Origin of the sequence: Aquamicrobium lusatiense (assembly GCF_014201615.1) — a bacterium.
Taxonomy (GTDB): domain Bacteria; phylum Pseudomonadota; class Alphaproteobacteria; order Rhizobiales; family Rhizobiaceae; genus Mesorhizobium; species Mesorhizobium lusatiense.
Genome location: NZ_JACHEU010000001.1, coordinates 1838832 through 1857100 on the forward strand (window position 1 = coordinate 1838832; position 18269 = coordinate 1857100).

Sequence of the window (18269 nt, forward strand, 5' to 3'; positions counted from 1 at the left end):
ACTTTGCGTGAGGCAAGTGCGCAACCGCCACCTCTCTATTTGCGGATCCTTCCCTCTATCCAGTTCCCCACGATCAGCCCCGGCACGCTGTCCAACGCCCGGTCTGCATCCCGCGCCAGATCCAGCCGCTTCGGCAGCTTGACCTGCGGCACCAGAAGGAAGATCGGCGCGGTGACCTTGCCGCGCCCGGTCTTCGAGCGCGACACCACCGCCTGACCCTTCGTGTTCAGCCGCCCCTCCGCCACCAGCAGGCTCGGACCGGTGCGGCGATAGACGAAGCGCAGGCGCAGGCCGCGGCGGCGCTCCCATTCGCCGGGGGTGATGCGGCCGCCGCGCAGGGATTTACCTGCGGCAGGCAGCGGGATCGCGAGCCAGAACCCGTCTTTCGAGCGGATCAGAGGACCGGTGTCATGCGCGCCTACGATGACCGGGGCCTTCGACCAGACGAGCGCCGCGGCGTCCAGGCTCTCGCCCGACCTCGGGAAGTTCTGGTTGCGGATCGAGTTGGCGAGCCGTGTGCCGAGCCCCGCGCCGGTGATCTGCAACCGCCACGCCGACTTCAGCCCGGTCCCGGCCTCGCGCATCGCGGCCGTCACAGCGCGCTCGCCCGCCGCAACTTCGGCCGCCATCATCGCGACGATGTCGGGATCGATGTCGAGCTTGAGTTTCACGCGGGCCTCAGATCCACGGTCCAGACCAGCCGCTCGCGGTCGCGGACGGGCTCGCCCTGGATGAGGAAGGCGTCGCCATCGATCTCGATACGGTCGCCGGGGCGCGGGGTCGCAACCTCGGCCACGCGCAGGTCGATCCTGGTGGTCTCGGACCAGAGCCGCGCGTCGCCGAAGTCCGTGATCGCGTCAGCGCGCCGGGCGACAACGCGCACCAGCACGGGCGCGCCGCCGTCGGCGATGTAGACCGCGTCCCGGCCGATGTTCGGATCGGCGAAGAGCGCGCCCACGGCAGCGGCGAAGGCGCTCATCAGAAGGCCGCGTTCAGGCGGACCCGTCCGATGGTGTCGCCCGCGCCGCTCGCCACCGCCTCGACGGCCACGCCGATGAGCGTGTTGTCAGTCGCGACGGTCGTGGTGCGCTTGTTGGTGTCGTCCCAATAGACCCTGGCGCCGACGGTCCAGGCCTGCGAGCCGACCTTGGTGATGTCGAAGACGCCGACGAGCGCGGTCTCGACGGGCTCGCCGAGGGCGGCCGCTCCGGCGGCGATGCCGAAGATGGAGCCGACGAGCAGACCATCGCCGGAGGCGACGGCATAGGGCGCGGTCAGGGTGATGGTGTTGCCGGGCTGGACGTAGTTTTTCATGGAGGTGATCCTCGTGGAAAGACGAAGGGCGGCCCGTCAGGACCGCCCGCATGTCAGGGTTCAGCATGGGGTGCGAGTTACGCGCCCGGGTTCTTGTAGAGGCCGCGCCAGTCGATCGCCTTGGCGCCGAAGTCGAGGCGGCACTTGATCTCGACGCCGTCGACGTCGAACCCGTTGCGCGTCTCGATGTAGGCGCCCTGCTGACCCTCGAGATAGGCGTACTCGATGGTGTCGATCTGGTTCGGGCTGGCCGCCAGATACCAGGCGGTCTCGCTCGCCCCATCGAGCCGGGGCTCACTGATCGGCGCCAGCGTCCGGATCGACTGCGGCACCACGCTGGACGTCGCGGCGGGCACGAGGTTCTGCGCGACCAGTTGCTCGGCCTTCAGTTCCAGCGAGGCGGGCACGATCAGGAAGGCGGGGCGGACGTTCAGCACCGTCTTCTTGTCGAGGCCGGTCTGTTTGGACATGGCGGCGCGGGCGGCACCGACGCTGCTGACGTCGAGCGCCGCGCCGGTGCCCGCGAGGTTCTTGTGGGTGGTGTGGAACAGCGCGTTGCCGTCGGCCATGGCCGGGTTGGCGGTGATGATGCCCCAGACCACGTCCGACTCGAGCTGCGCGATGGAGTTGCCGTACATCGCCGGGATCCGGGTGAAGGCGTCGAGGTCGTCGTTGATCAGCGTCTGGCGGGTGATCGCGACCACCCGGCCATAGGTCTTGACCTTGTAGCTCTCCTTGCTCTCGCCCAGCGTCCCGCGCTTGAACTCGCCGCTCTCGCCGACCTCCAGCAGTTGCGGCGCCTCGCCGAGCTGCACCCGGTGCATCGCCTTGAAGTCAGTGGCGAGCACTTGGCGGCAGAACAGCATGAAGGTGCGCGGATAGGCCTCGTAGGCTTGCCGGAGGGTCTTGTTGGTGACCGCCGACAGGATCTCGGGGAAGTCGGAGGTCGAGTGCAGCGCCCGCGTCGCCACCTCGTCGCGCGACAGGCCGCGCGTGTTGACCCCGGCATTGCCGAGGCTTTCGCGGGCCAGTTCCAGCAGGGTCATGCCGCGATACTGGCGCGCGGCGTCCTCCAGCTGGAACAGCGTCGGGCTGTAGCGGTGCAGCAGTGCGTTCGCGACCGCGTCGCGGCGGGTGATGCGCTCGTCGCGCCCGCCGAGCGGGACGGATACATGCGGGAAAGTCCGCGTCTCATCGGATTTAGCGGCGACCTGATCGAGGATCAGGCGGCGGGACTCGTCGACGCTGACGCCGCGCTTCACCAGGTCCTCCGCGAAGCCGCGCTCGAGGTTCAGCCGCCCGGCCAGATCGTAGATGGTGGAGACGCGATCGCGCTCGGCCTCGCGGGCGCGGGTGGCGACAGCCTCGGTGTCGGGCGCGGGCGTTGCCTGCGTCTTCGGCTGGGAGCGGGTTTCCACTGCGGCGACCTTCGGGTCGGGCGCAGCCGGTTTCGGCTCGGTCATGGGGGTGTCCTCGGTTTCGACCGGCTCGGTCGGCTGGGTGGTGGCGGTGGTTGCGGCGTTGCTCGCGGGGGTCTGGGTCTTGTCCGTCATCGGGGATGCTCCTTGCGGTGTGGGGGCGTCCCGGCGGTGGAGGACGCAGTCGTGAAGGGGATGCTGGGCGCGGAAGCCCGCTGCCGGGTCCGCGCCGACGGCGACGGCGGAGACCTCGAAGGGCGTCCAGTCCACCGCCCGCCAGAGTTCGCGCGCGGCTTCGGGCTTCGAGACCTCGAAGCGGTGGACCTGGTAGCCGATGGAGACCGCGCGGATGTGGCCTGCCTGGATGTCGCGCCAGATCGGCTCGACATCGGCACGCTCGCTGATCCGGACCAAGGCGATGCCGCGACCGTTCTCGATCCGGGCCGAGCCCGGCACGACCGAGCCGATCACCGCGTCGAGCGTGTCGAGCTCGTGCACCTTCAGGAACGGCGCGCCCGCGTTCAGCCGGTCGAGCCGGACATGGGCCGGGTCGAGGCTGAGTTCCTCGTCATAAGGCTCGCCGAAGAAGGTGGCACGGCGGACGCGAGCCCCGGCCGACCAGACCACCTCGACGGTGCGGTTGTCGGCATCGGCCGTGTTCGGCGCAAGCTCCGCCGACCGGCGCATGGCCGGCAGTTCGATCATCGTGTCCATGAAGGTCAGTCCTGTTGGTCGGCCTGCGCCGGGTCTGTATCCGCGTCGGCGGTCGGGTCGTCGGCGTCTGGTTCGTCGGCGGCCGGATCGTTCGCCGGATCGCTGGCCCCGTCTTTGGATTGTGCGCTGCCGGTCTTGGTGACGCGGCGAGGGTCGCTGTCGAGGACCAACCCCAGCGCGTCGAGCTTGGCGTTGGTCGCCGCGATCTCGGCCAGCACGGCGTCGGGGTTGCGGCCCTGCCGGGCGATCACCTCGGCCAGCGTCATGGTGCCCGAGCGGATGGACAGCAGGTTCGCCATCGCGTCCTTCTGCGGATCGACCGCCTCGAACTTCGGCGGCGACCATTCCACAGGCACGATCGGCGACGGGATCTGCCCCGCCGCCCATGCGGCTTCCGTGAACCACCGCCACACCGGGGCGCAGAACATCGGGATGAACAGCTGCCATTGGACGGCGTCGATCTGGCGGCGGAACTCCACGAGACCCGCCCGGATCGAGGAGTAGTTCACTTGGGACAGGTCCCCCGTCAGCAGCTCGTAGGGCACGCGGAAGCCTGCCGAGATCGTGTGCAGGCTCGCGCGCTTGTATTCGCCGTAGCCGCCCGTCGCCGAGGGCTGGTTGAAGCGGATGTCCTTGCCGCCGCGGGCATAGGCGATCAGCCCCGGCTCGAACTGTTCCACCCGGTTGCCGTCGGCATCGACCACGGAGGGCGCGATGCCCTGTTGCGCCTCGTCGTCGCCGAAGACGATGGCGGTGACGCAGGCCTCGGTCTTCTTGCGAACCAGTTCGGCCACTTCATAGTCGTCGAGATCACGCAACGACCGGATCACCGGCGCGCCCCAGGGGACGCCGCGCGCTTGCGTGCGCTGCTTCTCGTAGACATGGGCGATCTCGGTCGCGGGGACCGGGCGGCTCTGCAACCCGTTCTGCAAGGCCCCGTAGGCGTCGCCCGGATGCTCGGCATGCAGCCAGTAAGCCCGGCGCTTCCCGACCGGGTCGAACTCGATCCCCTGCACGAGGCGCCCTGCGCCGAGGGCTCCGGACTTGGTGGCGTCGAGGAAGTCGGCTTCCAGCACCTGCAATTGCAGCGGCACCGGCAGGCCGTCGCTCGCGCGCCGCAGGCGGCGGCGCACCAGAACCTCGCCCGCCTCGACCATCTCCCGGCAGATCAGCGTCTGCAGTCCGTAGAAATCCAGTTGGCCATCCGCGTCGCAGTCCGCCGTCCAGCGCTCGAACAGCGCGTCGACCTTGCGGTCAAGCTTGTCGTCGCCGCTGGCGGCGCGCGGCATGATGCCCGCGCCGATGATGTTGTTCACCAGCACTGCCACGGCCTTGGCCGCATGCGGGTTGTTGCGCACGAGATCGCGCATCCGGTCGCGCAGCAGCGCCCCGGCCACGCCGATCTCGGTGTCGGCCGAGGATCCCGGCGCGCGCCAGCCCTCCGTCCGTCGCCCGCGCGCCGCGCCGTCATAGCCACGCGTCAGCGTCTCGAATGCCTGACGCGCCATCACGCGCCGAGCCGCCATGCGCGGCGCCACCGTGGCGATGGCGTGGTCGAACCAGGTCGCGGACATCAGCGATCCCCGCGCGAGAAGCCAGCCAGCCCGGCCACCGGCAGTGGTCGTGTGGTCCCGGCGATGGCGCGCTCGATGGTGCGGATGCGGGCCAGCAGATCTTCGGCCGAGCCGTAGTCCACCGACTTGCCGTCATAGCTGACCCGGGTCGTGCCGCTGGCATAGGCCCGGCGCAGCGCCGAAAGCTCGGTTTCCGTCCAGTCGGTCATGTTCAGAACCATCCTCCGCGCCGTCCGAGCCAGTCGGAGCGGCGCTTGCCCTGCGGGGCCTGTCCCTGCCGGTTGATCTGTCCCGCAGGATCGGTGTCGGTGGGGGCGGCCCCGAGCTGATCCTCGAGGTCGCGCCATTTCTCGTTGGGCCAGCGGTCCGCGCCCGCGATCCAGGCGGCGGCGCGGGCGTAGACCCGGCAGTCCAGCGCCTCGTTGCGCTCGCGCAGCTTCTGCCATTCCAGCCGGGCGAAGCCACGCTTCGTGCGCACCGTCACCAGCTGTTCGGCCACGAACTGCTTCAGCCATTCGTTCTCGACCCAGTGCGGCAGATGCACCGATCCGGGCGGGAACGCGGCTCCGTCGGCCATGTCTTCGTCGGTGGGGCGCGTCAGCCGAAGGAAGCGGTAGGTCTCGGCCTTGAAGGTGGACACCGCCACGGTCCAGAGCCGCGCGCCGCGCCGCAGCCGTTTGCCGCCCTCGGTCGCGTCGACGAAGGTCGGGCCCGACACCGGGCTCGAGCGGTTGAACCCCTCGACGCCCTTCACCGGCGATACCTGCCCAAACCCCTGCGCCCGCGACCAGGAATAGACCGCCGGGGCCTCGTAGCCCGTGTCGATGGCGAGCCGCGCGATCCTGAGATGCGCGCCGCGTTCGTGCGGCCAGGACCGGTCGAGCAGCGCGGTCAGTTCCGACCATGCGTCATGCCGATCCGGCCCACCCTCGATGACGACGTGATCGACGAGCCAGCTTTCGAGACCGCGGCCCCAGGCCCAGACATCGACCTCGATCCGGTCCTTCTGCACGTCGGCCCCGGCGGTCAGGAACAGCCCGCCCGCGGGCACGGTGCCGGATGTCCAGCGCTCGCGCCGGTCGTAGAGCCGCTGCCAGTCGGGGGCTTCCCCGGTTTCGACCCATGTCTCGCCGAGGATCGTGTTGCGGAACGCCTTGACCGCCTCGTCCGACCCCTGTGCCGCGTCCCAGGCCCGCACGATCCGCTCCCAGCTCAGCCAGCCGATCGGCGAATAGAGCGCCGAGAGGTGATACCCGACCGTGCTCGGATCGGCGGCCGTGGCGGTCGCCCGCCATTCGCCGCCCTCGAGCATCGCCGTCTTGTGGTGCTCCGCGATGGGCGTGTCGCACCCCTCACAATGATACTCCGCCGTCTCCGGGCGGCCCTTCTGCCAGCGCAGCCGGTCGAACTTCAGCCACTGCATCGCACCGCAATGCGGGCACGGCACGAAGTACCGCCGCTGGTCGCTGGCCTCGTACTCGCGCTCGATCCGGCTCAGCCCCCGGATCGTCGGCGTCGAGACCAGGAACACCTTGCGCCGATGCGCGAAGGTCAGCGACCGGGCTTCCGCCAGCGTGACCGGATCGCCTTCCTCGTCGGCCGAGGCGGGATAGGCATCGACCTCGTCGAGGAAGATGTACCGCGCCGGGGTCGAGCGCAGCCCGACCGCCGAGTTGGCCCCCGTCATGATCAGGATGCCGCCCGCGAACTCCTTGGACAGCATCGTGTTGCCCGCGTCCCGCGACCGGGCCGGTTTGACCCGCTCCCGCAGCTCCGGGCTCTCCTCGATCAGCGGGTCGATCCGCTGCCGCGAGTTGCGCTTGGCCAGTTCCACCGTCGGCTGGACCGCGAGCATCGGGCCCGGCGCCTGGTGGATGGCGAACCCGATCCAGTTGTTGCCCGCCTCGGTCGCGCCGACCTGCGCGGCTTTCATGAACACGATCCGCTGCGTGGGATCGCCGGGCGACAGCCGGTCCATGATCTCGCGCATGTAGGGCGTGCGCTCTGTCCGATACCGCCCCGGTTCGGCCGAGGCGCGGCCCGAGAGCATCCGGTGCCGGTCCGCCCATTCCGAGACGGTCAGGTCCGGATCGGGCCGCAGCCCGTTGCCCCAGGCGCGCAGGATTTCGCCCGCGCCGTCGAAGTCGATCAGGCCATCATCGTCACCGGAAGTCGGGCCGGACCTCGGCGAGTTCGTCGAGGTGGGCGCGTACATGTTTCTCCAGGACCTTCTGCATCGCGGCTGGCTCCACGGTGATCTGCTGGCCGGTCACGTCGGCGCACGAGGCTGACAGTTCGGCCGCCATCAGCGCCGCCGCGCGTGCAGGCCAGTTCACCCACGCGTCCCGTTCCTCCCGCGCCAGCCGGAACACCAGCGCCAGCGCGCGGGCCCGCTCGATCAACTCCCCCTTCAGCTTCTGGAGCCGGATGCGCCGCTCCTGCGCTTTCAGCACCTCGTTCGCGGTCTTCGCCTGCAGGAAGGTCGTGCCGCCGCCGACGGCCGGGACTGCCAGCCCCTGTTCACGCAGCGTGTCGCCAACAGCGGCCACGGCCGCCTCGGGGACGGGCTTCAGCTTCGGCGTGGGCGGCTTGCGGGTCTTGGACGGGTCGGTCGTCTCGGCACGTCTGGCGTCGCTGGCGGCCGCGTTGATGCTGCCGTCGGGATAGAGGACCAGCCGCTCGGCGGCCTTGGCCTTCTGGATCGCGCCCCGCGACAGCCCGACATGCGCGGCGTACTGGCGCTCGCTCATGCCCTGCATCGACGGCTCCGATTATCTATCGAAATCATGTTCTTATCGAGTTGATAAGCAGCGCGACCGGAGCGAACGTCCGTTCAGAAGGACGATGCAACTCACCAAGGAGCCATCACGATGACCACGCGCCTGAACCCGATCACCACCCCGCGCCACGAACTCCGCGCCGAGAAGGCGCGCCGGAATAAGGAAGCCGCGCTCGCGGCCTTCATCGGCAAGAAGGCCGAGATCGACGAGATGCTCGCCCGGCTGCAGACGCTGAGCGACGACCACTTCAACGCCCACCCCGACGAGATCAACTGGGGCCATGTCGGCACCCTCGAACACTACGCCAGCCTCCTGAAGCGCATCACCGACAGCGCCTTCGGCGAGGGCGAGCACGCCCGCTGATCTCCGGCACTGCCGGAACTCCCGCCGCGCGCCCTGCGCGGCTCGGGGTCGTAGGAGGCGCCGCATGACGCGGGCCCGAATACGGAGACGATCCCATGACCAAGCTTTCCGACACCCAAGCCTTGATCCTGAGCGCTGCCGCCCAGCGGCCCGAGCGCATCGCCTTGCCGCTACCCGAAAGCCTGCGCGGAGGTGCTGCCGCCAAGGTAGTCGGCGCGATGCTCACTAAGGGCTTACTGCAGGAGGTCGACGCCGACTTGCGCAAGGGCGAACCCATGTGGCGCGAAACCGGTGAAGGCCACGGCACCACGCTGGTTGCCACCGACGCGGGCCTTGCCGCCATCGGGATCGAGACCGAGGACGCGAACCCCGCGCCTGCGGGCGCGACGGACGCGCCTACCGAGGAGGCCGCGCCGGACACCCCCACCGTAGCCGAAACCGCGCCCAAGACGCGCACACCGCGCGAGGGCACCAAGCAGGCCACGCTGATCGCCATGCTGCGCGCACCGGACGGCGCGACCATCGAGGAGATCATGGCCGCGACGGGCTGGCAGTCGCACACGGTGCGCGGCGCGATGGCGGGGGCGCTGAAGAAGAAGCTCGGGCTCGAGGTGACCTCGGAGAAGGTCGAGGATCGGGGGCGCGTGTACAAACTCCCCGCCGCCTGACGCGCCGGACCCCGACAAGCTGATGACCGCCGTCCCTACGGGGCGGCGGTCGATCATTTGGCGCTCCGCATCCGGATCGCCTCGAACACCCGCCGCAAGGCGAAGGAACGGGCGATCGAGACGACGGTGAAAATGGCGCCCATCTTCAGGTTCTGCGCCAGCGTCGTGTGCAGCCCGAAGATCGGGAAGATCAGGATCTGCGTCACGACCGCGACGCCGTAGCCGACGATCACGTTGGCGACGGACTCGACCAGCGACATGAGGCGGGTCTGCTTCATGCCGCTGCCTCATCCATCGGCCAGCAGTTCAGCCGCGAGAGTTCGCAGCGCATGCGCCGCAACCAAGGGGACCACGCCGTTGCCACAGAGGCGAAGCCGGTCCACCCGGTGGGCCAACCCATCAGTGCCTCGACGAACAGCGGGTTCAAGGTCCGGCGCGGCTCGGAGGTATCGCTCCCAGCCATCGGCGTCACCAGGACCTGGCGGCCAAGCAGGCCGTTCACCGGCGTGTTCGCGAGTGTCGTCGCCCCGTCCTTGTGATCCCGCGCCGTCGGCGTCATCCACAATCCCACCGCATGGGTCAGACCGGCCGTCTTGCGGTTGCCCTCGCTCGGCTTGCAGCCGTCGTTCGCCATCGGCGTCGGCCAGTCCCGCGCCATGCGGTCCAGACCCTTCTCGTCTCGTCGTTCGCCGCCCCGGCTGCGGAAACTGTCGGTCTGCGGCGTGGGCCACATCGCAGCCGTGGTCGCCAGGTTCATGCCGTGCTGGCCCGCTTTCTGCGACGGCGTCGGTATTGTCTGCCTGTTCTCGTTGGCGCTGGCCCTTGGCGTCGGCCAGAGCCGCAGCAGTTCCGTCCGGTTCCCGCCACTCGACCGGGTGCCAGAGCAGGCGCGCGGGGTCGGCCAGATCGTCCCCTTCGCGGATGGCGAGGATGAAGAGCCGCTCGCGCTTGTGGGGCGCGCCGACTTCCGCCGCCGTGAAGAGGCCTGCCGCAAGGCGGTAGCCCATGCCGACCAGTCCTGCGGCGACTTCGGGGAAGCCGAGGCGGAGATGATGGGCGACATTCTCGAGGAAGACGAAGGGCGGTTCGACCTCGCCGATGATGCGGGCGACATGCGGCCAGAGGTGGCGCGGGTCGTCGGCGCCCCGGCGTTTGCCCGCGACGGAGAACGGCTGGCACGGATAGCCCGCAGTGACGATGTCCACCGCGCCGCGCCACGGGCGGCCGTCGAAAGTTGCAACATCGTCCCAGACAACAGCCTGATCCAGGGACGCGTCTTCCATCCGCGCCACGAGAGTGGCTGCGGCGAAGGTTTCCCGTTCGACATGGCCCACAGCACGATATCCGGGGATGGCGATGGTGAGCCCGAGGTCGATACCGCCCGCGCCGGAGCAGAGGGAGAGGCCGAACAGACATGCGTCTCCGGCTCCGGAAGCGTCTCCGGAGGAAGGTAGAGCCAGGTCATGCATGTCACGCGGCGGTCTGGCGCTTTCGCGCGGGTTCGGGTTCGGCGTCCGTGTCCGGCGTATCGGTGACGTCGCCCAGCCGCTCCGCCTTCACCTGCGCGAAGGTCCGGCCGTCGCCGTCGAGGATCGCGTCCTTGTCGGTTTCGGCCTGCCAACGCTCCACGGCGACATCGACATACGCCGCGCTGATCTCCATTGCGAAGACGCGGCGGCCATTGGCCTCGCCCGCCATGATCTGCGACCCGGAGCCGGAGAACGGCTCATAGCAGAGGCCGCCCCGCGCCACATGCTGGCGCATCGGGATCCCGAAGGCGTCGAGCGGCTTCGGCGTCGGATGGTCAGGCCGGTCATCCTTGGCGAAGCTGGGAAGCGCCCATGTCGATGGCAGCGTTTCCTCGGCCACCTTCGGCGGGCGGTTCGGGCGACGCCAGCCCATGAAACAGGGCTCGTGCTTCCAGAGGTAATGCGACCGGGTCAGGACGCCCCGGTCTTTCACCCAGATGATTTGCTGATGCACAAAGGCGCCTGCCTTCTCCCAGCAGGCTTCCAGCATCGCCTGGCGGCGCGAGGCGTGCCAGCAGTACCAGGCAGCATCCTCGGCGATGGCTTCCGCCACGGCTGCAGCGATGAACCCGTCATAGAGTTCCGCGCCCTGCGAACTGTCGTCCCAAGTCGTGCCGTAGGACGCCGACCAGTCCTTGTTGCGGGTCGGGTGGTTCGAGCCGTCATAGTCCACAAGATACGGCGGGTCAGTCGCGAACAGGATCGCCCGTTCGCCATTCATCAGGCGGCGCACATCGGCCGCGCTGGTGCTGTCGCCGCAGAGCAGCCGGTGATCGCCGAGGATCCAGAGATCGCCCGTCCGCGACGCCGGATTGCGTGGGGGTTCGGGGATGGTCACCGGCGGCACGGAGCCCCCGGCGCCCTCTTCCTCGCCGCCACCGTCGAGATCGAAGGCCAGCAGTTTGTCCAACTCGCCATCGGAGAAGCCGACCAGCGACAGGTCGAAGTCCTCGGCTAGAAGGTCGTTCAGTTCCGCCGACAGCAGCGCCTCGTCCCAGGTGCCCAACTCCGTCAGTTTGTTGTCCGCGATGCGGTAAGCCCGGCGCTGCGCCTCGGTCAGGTGGCCCAACACGATCACCGGCGCTTCGGTCAGCCCCAGCTGCGTCGCGGCCAGCACGCGCCCGTGGCCCGCGATCAGCTCCCCGTCCTCGCCCACGAGGCACGGCACGGTCCAGCCGAACTCGGCCATGCTGGCGGCGATCTTCGCGACCTGGTCCGGCCCGTGCGCCTTCGCGTTCTTCGCGTAGGGCTGGAGGCGCGACAGCGGCCACGTCTCGATCGCGTCCGGGGCGAAGCTCAGCGTCATGGTGGGCAAGGTTCCTCGGTCGGGTGGATGCCGGTGGCTTCCGGACTCCGGATGCCGGGCCGGACTCCACGCGGGGTCCAGCGGCTACCAGCGGTGTCCGGTCGGAAGGCCAGCGTTCATTGGTGTTTGCGCGGGGCGCGGATGGGTCCGGCTTCCGGGTGGCTTCCCAAAAATCCGGCCCTGTCGCTGGCGATGTTCCGCGCTTCGCCCGCCAGCATACGAATATCGCCAGGAAGGAACCAAGAACTCGATGGGTTAGCCATTGGACCCCGGCTGGACCCTTCGCTGGACCCCGGAAGCCAGCGGCGCGGCGTCTGCCTGCGCGCTCCTCTCCCGAGCATATTGGTTTTCTAACGGCCTCGACGAAATGTGTAAGGCCCTGCGATGTACACCCGAAAATTTCCTCAGAGGACGATTTTTCTTGACAGCCGATTGGCGTTTTCGATGACGAACTGCTGCGAGCGTCGAGGCGACGGCACGCGACCGTTCAGCCGCCAGGTGATCACCGCAAGGCCGTACTGCCAGCGCTTGGTCGCGGCCGTGCGCGACAGACCAAACTGCCAGCAGATCGGCTTCCACGCCATTCCGTCGGCCCGAGCCCAGACCAGGCGGCCATCCTCGGGCTCGAGCCAGCGCAGCCAGAGCATCGCCTCCTCGGCCTGCGTGATCTGACGCGGGCTGGGCCTTGGCCGCCGCATCTGCGGCTCCTGACCGACCTTGTCGGCGAAGCTGTGGAAATACTCTGGCCAGGCGTTGAAGAAGCCCTGTGGCATGACGCCCGGCATCTGCCGCATCACGCCCGCCGCAAGTTCCAGCCGGTCCTGCACCTGTGCTGTGGTCCACTCACCCATGGCGCGCCTCCCGTTCCCGCTTGCCGTAGAGACGCTCGCCGAGCTGGCGCACCAGCTCCCGCTCGGGCCAGGTCAGACGGTCGTCGTCGATGGCGACGGCCAGCAGCCCCTGCTCCTTCCAGCCGTCGCGCTTGACCTCGTCGGGGTTGCGGCGGTGCCCGCCGTAGCCCTTGGGCGTGAACCGCATGCCGCTCATTGCACACCTCCCCGGGTCTCCAGCGCCCAGAGCAGGATCGCGATGGCGTCGGCCTCATTGTCGTCGGCGGGGCTGAAGCCGCGCGCCCGGGCGGCCGCCATCATGGCCTCCTTGTTCGCGTTGCCCTTGCCGGTGGCGTGGCGCTTGATGGTGCCGACCGGCACGCCCTGATAGGCGACGCCCGCGGTCTCCGCCCACGACGTCAGCGTGGCGAGCAGCCCGCCATAGACATGCGCCGCGTCGGTGCCGACGTGCCTGCGCACCTCCTCGAAATGGATGGCGGTGATAGCTCCGGCGTCGTGGGCCAGCTGCTCGAGCCAGCCCCGGAACCTCAGATAGCGCATGCCGCCGCCGTCGTAGCGGCTGGGCCGAAAGGACACGGTGCCGCTGGTGATCAGACCGTCCGCCGCCTGCAAGGCCCACCCGGTCGTGGTGCCGAGATCGAGGGCGAGGACGACAGGCACGCCGGGGCACGGGGCGTTCGTGGGGGTCGGGGTCAAAGATGCGTGGGCCATGATGGGCTCCTTTCCGGTTTGGTGCTCGATGGGGTGACGGCCGGGGCATGCGGGGCTCATGGATCGAGCTCCCGCAGCCAATCGGGGACGGGTGAACCTCGGGAACCTGCCGCGGGAGGTTCACACGGAGGTTCACACCTACAAGGCTCTGAATTCACGGGGCTTTGTGAACCTCGCGAACCTTGTGAACCTTTTCCGGCATCATCCTTCGCATGTGCGTGCGCGCGCGCGTGCGTAAGGGTTGGGAGAGGTTCACAAGGTTCACAAGGTTCACATTTATCATTCCGATCAATGGCCTGGTCGTGTGAACCTCGGTTCTGGAGGTTCACACCCGCGGCCCGAGGTTCACACGCGTCGGGCCCTCGTGCGCCGGATTGCGGACGCGACGGCTGCTCGGAGACCTTCAGCTGCCACTTGACCGCCCGCCGAAACGTGCCCGCCTGGACCAGCCTGAGGGTCAGATCGCCCACCCGGAACACGCGGTCCCGCATCTTCTTGATGGCGATCCCGAAGCTGGTCTTTTGCGCGCGATCCGTGTGGCCGGTGATCGGGGGCGCCGGATCGCAGAACAGGGCCACGTCGAAGAGGTCGGCCGCGCCCACCTCGGCGGTCCCGAACCGGTCCCACCAGGCGGCGATGAAGGCGCTCCAGCCCGCGCCCTCGCTGTCGGAGGCCTCCATCATCTCGTCGAGATTGCCGAGAAAGCCGGGAATGCCTGCGACCTCGAACACGCCGCCCACGACATGCGCCCAGTTCTCGAAGGAGCCGATGGTGCGCGCCCCGCGCGGCTTTCCGGCGGCGATCCACGCCTGGCAGAGCGTGAGGCAGGCGGCGACCAAGCGGGGGCGGTTGGCACGCACCCATGTCATCAGATCGGGATGGCGGAAGCCGGTGCGCTGCCACGGGCGCTCCTCGTGAGGATCGAGCCGGATGCGCAGGAGGCGGCGCGCCATCTCGTTGGAGAACTCGGGGTTGTTGCCGGTGGCGATCCAGAGACAGCGGATCGGCAGCCGCGCCATTTCCGATGCGCCGAGGATCCGGTCCTCCCAGAAGGGCGCCGTCAGGGCGGCCGCGACGGCGGAGCTGTCGAGCTTGGCGCGCAGGTTGTCGATCAGCACGATGGCGGGGATCTGGCGCAGCTTGGCGGTGACGCGCTTGCGCCATTCGTCGTCGTCGCGCCCTTCGGTCATCACGCTAGCGCCTGAGCCGGTGAGGATGGTGGCCACGGCATCGACCATCAGCGTGGCGCCGGAGCCGGGGCTGGGCTTCTCGATCAGGTGCAGCGGCGTCGGCCCGTCGATCATGCCCCGCAGGAAGCCGAGCAGCAGCAGCGCGATCACATGCGCCATTTCGGCGGGGCCGACGAACGGGAAGTCGCCGAGCAGATCCTCGCAGAGCAGATTGCGGGCGGCGGCAACCTCGGCGGTTGACGGCTTGGCCGGAATGGTCGGCACCACAAATCCGGGCGTCGGGGCATAGAGAAGCCGCGCGTCGGGATGATATCCCGGCGTGGTCAGCAGCGTGCCGCCGCGACCGAACACGGGCGTGTTGACGATGCCCACCAGCACGGGCAGCGCGGGATCGGGCGTGGCCAGCACGGACTTGACCACGGCGATCGGCGGCGGGGCCGCGACCAGCTCGCCCTTGCCGTTCAGCTTCTTCCAGTGCGCCAGCCGCGCCAGCATGTGACGCAGCCGTTCCTCGGTGATCGCGGTGGCGACCGGACGGCCCTCGTCGTCGGGCACCACCCATGTCGGCTGCCCGGCAAAACGGAACACCCATGGCGTCCGGTTCGAGGCCATCAGCAGGCTCCAGACCCGCTCGACCGAGCGGGCCAGATCGCCTTCGTCGGCACGCAAGGTGGGGATGGCCTCGCCGCTGCCCTGATAGTTGACCGGCCGATGCTGCCCGATCAGCAGTGTGGGTTCGGCCTCGGTGATGGCCTCCGCATCGGCGATCAGGGCGGCGACAGCCTCGGGCCCCTCGCGCAGCAGCAGGTCGTTGAAATCCTCGCCTTCCTCGGGCGGCAAGACGACGGCCACGTCGCGCCCTTGCGCGCGCAGGCGCCGGGCGGCGGCCTCGGCGGCCCGCAGACCGGCCCCGGAGGTGTCGTTGTCGGCCAGGATCAGCACGCGCCGGACGCCAGGCGGCAGATCGACCTGTTCGAGGCCCGATGTCGACAACGTCGCCCAGACCGGCAGATCGGGGCATGCGGTCATCACCGCGAGGCCGGTCTCGATGCCTTCGGAAAGCGCCAGCCTGTCGCCGTCGCCGAGATCGGCGAGACGCACCGCGCCACCAGCCACCCGGCCCAGCATCTTCTTCGCCTTGTCGAGCGGCGCCTTGGTGACCGCCTCTTCCTCAATGGAGAGGTAACTGCGGTGCAGGCCGATCACCGCGTCGTTGCGGTCGCGGACCTGTCCCAGCATGGCCGGATATCCAGTCTTGGTCTCCCAGTGGGCCAGGTCGGCGTGAAACAGCAGATCGGCATTTTCGGGTACGGCGAGGCCACGACCCGTCAGATACTGCGCGACCGGGGTGCCTTCGATCGACTTCGCTGCCGTCAGGATATGCGCGATCTCGAGCGCGGGATCGCGCTTGGCGGGTGGAGGGCTCGAAGGCGCCCTCCGTTCTGGCGTGCCGGGCGCAATGCCCGCGATCTCGGCCGCCTCGACGATCAGCGCCCGGCCGTCGAGCCCGGTCGCTTCCTCGATGGCGCTGATCGGGCCGCCGCCCTGATTGCCGTCGAAATCGATCCAGTCGCCGGCATGCGCGCCGCGCAGGGTGATGACACAGGAGCCGGTATTGCGCGGCGCGGCGCCCCGGATGTTGGCGAGCCGCCACTCGTCGCCCGACCTGCGCCCGCGCGGAAACAGGCGTGGCACCCAGACTTCCGCGGTCTCGCGAAGGCGCGCCACCACCAGATCGAGATCGTAGCGCAGAGGCTCGCCGCCGAGCGGTTTGGCGTCGTTGAGGTCAAGCAAGGATCACCAGACCTTTCTCGGCCCGCGTGATCGCGGTGTAGAGCCAGCGGTTGCGGTCGGCGGCGCTGCGTCCGAAGCCGTCGTCGAACACGACGACGTTCTCCCATTGCGAGCCCTGCGACTTGTGGCAGGTGATCGCGTAGCCCCAGCTGGACTCGATCAGCCCGCGCCGGATCTGCCATTCACGCCGCCCGCGCTCGGGGTCGTAGGCGACATGATCGGCATACTCGCCGCGCCAGAAGCTCTGTCGCCCACCGAGGCTCACCCCGTCCTCGGTCTCGACCTTGGCGCTGAAGGCGAAGGCGTCGTCCGGATCCTGCCGCACCTCGGTGAGGGTCAGGAACATGCCGTTGATCAGCCCGAGATCGTGGCGGTTCTTGAGACAGATGATCTTCTCGCCGCCGCCTGTCGGAAAATCCGCACCGAACCCGGCCGCGCGCTTCATCGCGGTGTTCAGCCAGCGCCGCGTCGCGTTGGTGCCGCAGATCACCTGGCCACCCTGGAGCATCTGCGCGGGACCGACCTCGTGGCGGGACATCTTCCAGACATGGTCGTCATGCGCGCCGGGTGGGATCGGCAGGCCCTCGCGGGCCAGCGTCGCGAGCCGCAGGATGGCGCTGTCGCCTGCCTGGCGGTGCACCTCGGTCAGCATCACGTCCGGGGCGGTCTCGGTGAAAAAGCCCGTGTCCTTGACGGGCGGCAGCTGCCCCGGATCGCCCAGCACCAGGATCGGCTTGCCGAAGGCCAGGAGATCGTGGGCCATCTCCTTGCCCACCATCGACACCTCGTCGAGCACCAGGAGGTCCGCGTCGCGCAGGATCGACTGCTCATTGATCAGGAACTTCGGCTGGTGGATGTCCTCCAGGCGCAGATCGAGCTGGGCGATGCGCGTCATCGCGAAGCCGCGCTCGGCCGGGCCCATGCGCGGCAGGTCGCGCCGCAGCGCCGCCAGATCCTCGGTCGCGCGCGCGATCTCTTCGGGCGTCGCCTCGGAGACGCGGTAGATCAGGCTGTGGATGGTCTGCGCGGACGTGCCCTTGCGCGTCATGACGAGCGCCGCCTTGCCGGTGAAGGCGGCGAAAAGCACGCCGCCAAGCCCGCCCGGGGTCATCGGTTCAAGCCCCAGCGCCTCGATCGCCATGGCGGTGATGGTGGTCTTGCCGGTCCCGGCATAGCCGAAGAGGCGGAAGATCTGCTGCTCGTCCCGCCGCGTCTCGTACCAGTCACGGATCGCGGCGATGGCGCGGCCCTGGGTATCAGAAAGGGTGATGGTCATTCGCGGCCCTCCCAGCAGCGGGTTGCGAACGGGCAGAACCGGCAGAGGAAGAAGTCGGGACTGGCCGCGATGCGGGACAGCAGATCGCCCGCGTCGGCGGCGCGCAGCACGTCGACCGCCTTGTCCGACAGCGCCTGCGCGGCGGCCGGATCGAACAACACATGCTCGTGGTAAAGCTCGCAGGTGTCCTTGTTCAGCGCCGTGAAAAGCGCGGACCCGAGGCCCATGTAGGCCATGTAGATCTGCATCTGGCCGAAATAGACGGGCTTCGAGAGCTGCACGCCTTTCTTCGCGGTGTCGGACCAGGACGAGGCTTTCAGCGCCTTGTGCTCCCAGAGCAAAGGCCATTCGAGGCCGATCTCCGGGCCGCCGACGATCACGCCGTCCACGTGGCCGCGAATGCGCCCGCCCGCCGTCTCGAAACCGAACTGGCCGCCAGCCTGCGTCTGCGTGCGCAGATCGAATCCGGCCTGCCGGAGCCAGCGGATCGCCAGATCCTCGAAGACATGCCCGGCCGCGAAGATGCGAAGAACGCGCCCCTCGAGGCTCTTGCCGGGATCGGGCGGCGTGTGGGTGACCTCGTAGACCAGCCGCCGCGCGCAGGGCTCGCCGATGCGGCTGGCGCCCAGATAATTGCGCGGGCGCTGGCCCTCGCGTTCGGCCTCCAGCGCGGCATCGATGCGGCCGTTGATCCGCGCGCCGAGGGGTTCCGGTTCAGAGGCGTCGCGACCATAGACGAAACCCGAACCGTGATTGAAATCGACCAGCATCAGCACCCCCC

The 18269-nt window shown here is 69.0% G+C and carries 19 protein-coding genes and 1 pseudogene; 2 read left to right on the top strand and 18 right to left on the bottom strand.

The genetic code is table 11. From position 1 onward, the window contains the following. Positions 1-35: 35 nt before the first annotated feature. The 8 genes from HNR59_RS08745 to HNR59_RS08780 form a co-directional block, all read right to left on the bottom strand. A complete protein-coding gene (locus tag HNR59_RS08745; protein WP_183828745.1) occupies positions 36-671 on the bottom strand; it encodes a DUF6441 family protein in 636 nt (211 codons plus the stop codon). Continuing rightward, the gene (locus tag HNR59_RS08750; protein ID WP_183828748.1) at positions 668-979 is read right to left on the bottom strand and encodes a head-tail joining protein; all 312 of its coding nucleotides are present in this window, start codon (positions 977-979) and stop codon (positions 668-670) included. The genes HNR59_RS08745 and HNR59_RS08750 overlap by 4 nt, the downstream gene beginning before the upstream one ends. Further along, positions 979-1314 carry a DUF2190 family protein gene (locus tag HNR59_RS08755; RefSeq protein WP_183828752.1) on the bottom strand — a complete coding sequence of 112 codons (336 nt, stop codon included), beginning with the start codon at positions 1312-1314 and terminating at the stop codon, positions 979-981. Before HNR59_RS08755 ends, HNR59_RS08750 begins: the two co-directional genes overlap by 1 nt. Before the next feature lie 77 nt (positions 1315-1391). Further along, entirely contained in the window at positions 1392-3446 is a 2055-nt protein-coding gene (locus tag HNR59_RS08760) for a prohead protease/major capsid protein fusion protein (protein ID WP_183828754.1), read from the bottom strand. Between the two features lie 5 nt (positions 3447-3451). Then, entirely contained in the window at positions 3452-5020 is a 1569-nt protein-coding gene (locus HNR59_RS08765; protein ID WP_183828758.1) for a phage portal protein, read from the bottom strand. Beyond that, the gene (locus HNR59_RS08770) at positions 5020-5229 is read right to left on the bottom strand and encodes a phage head-tail joining protein (RefSeq protein ID WP_028030714.1); all 210 of its coding nucleotides are present in this window, start codon (positions 5227-5229) and stop codon (positions 5020-5022) included. Before HNR59_RS08770 ends, HNR59_RS08765 begins: the two co-directional genes overlap by 1 nt. A 2-nt stretch (positions 5230-5231) precedes the next feature. Beyond that, a complete protein-coding gene (locus HNR59_RS08775) occupies positions 5232-7235 on the bottom strand; it encodes a phage terminase large subunit family protein (protein ID WP_183828762.1) in 2004 nt (667 codons plus the stop codon). Next, positions 7183-7779, bottom strand: a complete 597-nt coding sequence (locus HNR59_RS08780) for a hypothetical protein (RefSeq protein ID WP_028720223.1) — start codon at positions 7777-7779, stop codon at positions 7183-7185. The genes HNR59_RS08775 and HNR59_RS08780 overlap by 53 nt, the downstream gene beginning before the upstream one ends. 111 nt (positions 7780-7890) lie before the next feature. Between HNR59_RS08780 and HNR59_RS08785 the strand changes: the two genes are divergently transcribed. Both HNR59_RS08785 and HNR59_RS08790 read left to right on the top strand, forming a co-directional pair. Beyond that, positions 7891-8163 (top strand): hypothetical protein, encoded by a 273-nt coding sequence (locus HNR59_RS08785; protein ID WP_028720222.1) that lies wholly within the window; start codon positions 7891-7893, stop codon positions 8161-8163. A gap of 95 nt (positions 8164-8258) precedes the next feature. Then, a complete protein-coding gene (locus HNR59_RS08790) occupies positions 8259-8831 on the top strand; it encodes a DUF3489 domain-containing protein (protein ID WP_183828764.1) in 573 nt (190 codons plus the stop codon). Positions 8832-8884: 53 nt separating this feature from the next. Here the strand turns inward: HNR59_RS08790 and HNR59_RS08795 are convergent, their stop codons facing one another. The 10 genes and pseudogenes from HNR59_RS08795 to HNR59_RS20740 form a co-directional block, all read right to left on the bottom strand. Further along, complete coding sequence (locus HNR59_RS08795; protein WP_028720220.1) at positions 8885-9109, bottom strand: DUF7220 family protein; 225 nt, start codon at positions 9107-9109, stop codon at positions 8885-8887. Continuing rightward, positions 9106-9588, bottom strand: coding sequence for a hypothetical protein (locus HNR59_RS20730; protein WP_246374703.1), 483 nt, complete (start codon positions 9586-9588; stop codon positions 9106-9108). The genes HNR59_RS08795 and HNR59_RS20730 overlap by 4 nt, the downstream gene beginning before the upstream one ends. A gap of 202 nt (positions 9589-9790) precedes the next feature. Beyond that, positions 9791-10300, bottom strand: a pseudogene (locus HNR59_RS20735) (DNA cytosine methyltransferase); the annotation flags it as partial. Between the two features lies 1 nt (position 10301). Beyond that, positions 10302-11666 (bottom strand): site-specific DNA-methyltransferase, encoded by a 1365-nt coding sequence (locus tag HNR59_RS08805; protein ID WP_183828767.1) that lies wholly within the window; start codon positions 11664-11666, stop codon positions 10302-10304. 404 nt (positions 11667-12070) lie between these two features. Next, complete coding sequence (locus HNR59_RS08810) at positions 12071-12517, bottom strand: DUF6362 family protein (RefSeq protein ID WP_023851473.1); 447 nt, start codon at positions 12515-12517, stop codon at positions 12071-12073. Continuing rightward, positions 12510-12713, bottom strand: a complete 204-nt coding sequence (locus tag HNR59_RS08815; RefSeq protein ID WP_081969308.1) for a hypothetical protein — start codon at positions 12711-12713, stop codon at positions 12510-12512. The genes HNR59_RS08810 and HNR59_RS08815 overlap by 8 nt, the downstream gene beginning before the upstream one ends. Continuing rightward, the gene (locus tag HNR59_RS08820) at positions 12710-13228 is read right to left on the bottom strand and encodes a hypothetical protein (RefSeq protein ID WP_183828769.1); all 519 of its coding nucleotides are present in this window, start codon (positions 13226-13228) and stop codon (positions 12710-12712) included. The genes HNR59_RS08815 and HNR59_RS08820 overlap by 4 nt, the downstream gene beginning before the upstream one ends. 56 nt (positions 13229-13284) lie before the next feature. Beyond that, complete coding sequence (locus HNR59_RS08825) at positions 13285-16212, bottom strand: DUF7146 domain-containing protein (RefSeq protein WP_183828772.1); 2928 nt, start codon at positions 16210-16212, stop codon at positions 13285-13287. Next, positions 16205-17488 carry an ATP-dependent DNA helicase gene (locus HNR59_RS08830; protein ID WP_183828775.1) on the bottom strand — a complete coding sequence of 428 codons (1284 nt, stop codon included), beginning with the start codon at positions 17486-17488 and terminating at the stop codon, positions 16205-16207. The genes HNR59_RS08825 and HNR59_RS08830 overlap by 8 nt, the downstream gene beginning before the upstream one ends. Then, positions 17485-18258, bottom strand: a complete 774-nt coding sequence (locus HNR59_RS20740; protein ID WP_183828778.1) for a hypothetical protein — start codon at positions 18256-18258, stop codon at positions 17485-17487. The genes HNR59_RS08830 and HNR59_RS20740 overlap by 4 nt, the downstream gene beginning before the upstream one ends. Positions 18259-18269: the final 11 nt, after the last annotated feature.

What these genes read in the sequence shown, in the direction of transcription:
- HNR59_RS08780 (WP_028720223.1), bottom strand. Translation starts at nt 7,779, where the DNA reads ATGCAGGGCATGAGCGAGCGCCAGTACGCCGCGCATGTCGGGCTGTCG.
- HNR59_RS08805 (WP_183828767.1), bottom strand. Translation starts at nt 11,666, where the DNA reads ATGACGCTGAGCTTCGCCCCGGACGCGATCGAGACGTGGCCGCTGTCG.
- HNR59_RS08790 (WP_183828764.1), top strand. Translation starts at nt 8,259, where the DNA reads ATGACCAAGCTTTCCGACACCCAAGCCTTGATCCTGAGCGCTGCCGCC.
- HNR59_RS20730 (WP_246374703.1), bottom strand. Translation starts at nt 9,588, where the DNA reads ATGAACCTGGCGACCACGGCTGCGATGTGGCCCACGCCGCAGACCGAC.
- HNR59_RS08815 (WP_081969308.1), bottom strand. Translation starts at nt 12,713, where the DNA reads ATGAGCGGCATGCGGTTCACGCCCAAGGGCTACGGCGGGCACCGCCGC.
- HNR59_RS08750 (WP_183828748.1), bottom strand. Translation starts at nt 979, where the DNA reads ATGAGCGCCTTCGCCGCTGCCGTGGGCGCGCTCTTCGCCGATCCGAAC.
- HNR59_RS08775 (WP_183828762.1), bottom strand. Translation starts at nt 7,235, where the DNA reads ATGTACGCGCCCACCTCGACGAACTCGCCGAGGTCCGGCCCGACTTCC.
- HNR59_RS20740 (WP_183828778.1), bottom strand. Translation starts at nt 18,258, where the DNA reads ATGCTGGTCGATTTCAATCACGGTTCGGGTTTCGTCTATGGTCGCGAC.
- HNR59_RS08830 (WP_183828775.1), bottom strand. Translation starts at nt 17,488, where the DNA reads ATGACCATCACCCTTTCTGATACCCAGGGCCGCGCCATCGCCGCGATC.
- HNR59_RS08755 (WP_183828752.1), bottom strand. Translation starts at nt 1,314, where the DNA reads ATGAAAAACTACGTCCAGCCCGGCAACACCATCACCCTGACCGCGCCC.
- HNR59_RS08765 (WP_183828758.1), bottom strand. Translation starts at nt 5,020, where the DNA reads ATGTCCGCGACCTGGTTCGACCACGCCATCGCCACGGTGGCGCCGCGC.
- HNR59_RS08770 (WP_028030714.1), bottom strand. Translation starts at nt 5,229, where the DNA reads ATGACCGACTGGACGGAAACCGAGCTTTCGGCGCTGCGCCGGGCCTAT.
- HNR59_RS08760 (WP_183828754.1), bottom strand. Translation starts at nt 3,446, where the DNA reads ATGGACACGATGATCGAACTGCCGGCCATGCGCCGGTCGGCGGAGCTT.
- HNR59_RS08795 (WP_028720220.1), bottom strand. Translation starts at nt 9,109, where the DNA reads ATGAAGCAGACCCGCCTCATGTCGCTGGTCGAGTCCGTCGCCAACGTG.
- HNR59_RS08785 (WP_028720222.1), top strand. Translation starts at nt 7,891, where the DNA reads ATGACCACGCGCCTGAACCCGATCACCACCCCGCGCCACGAACTCCGC.
- HNR59_RS08810 (WP_023851473.1), bottom strand. Translation starts at nt 12,517, where the DNA reads ATGGGTGAGTGGACCACAGCACAGGTGCAGGACCGGCTGGAACTTGCG.
- HNR59_RS08820 (WP_183828769.1), bottom strand. Translation starts at nt 13,228, where the DNA reads ATGGCCCACGCATCTTTGACCCCGACCCCCACGAACGCCCCGTGCCCC.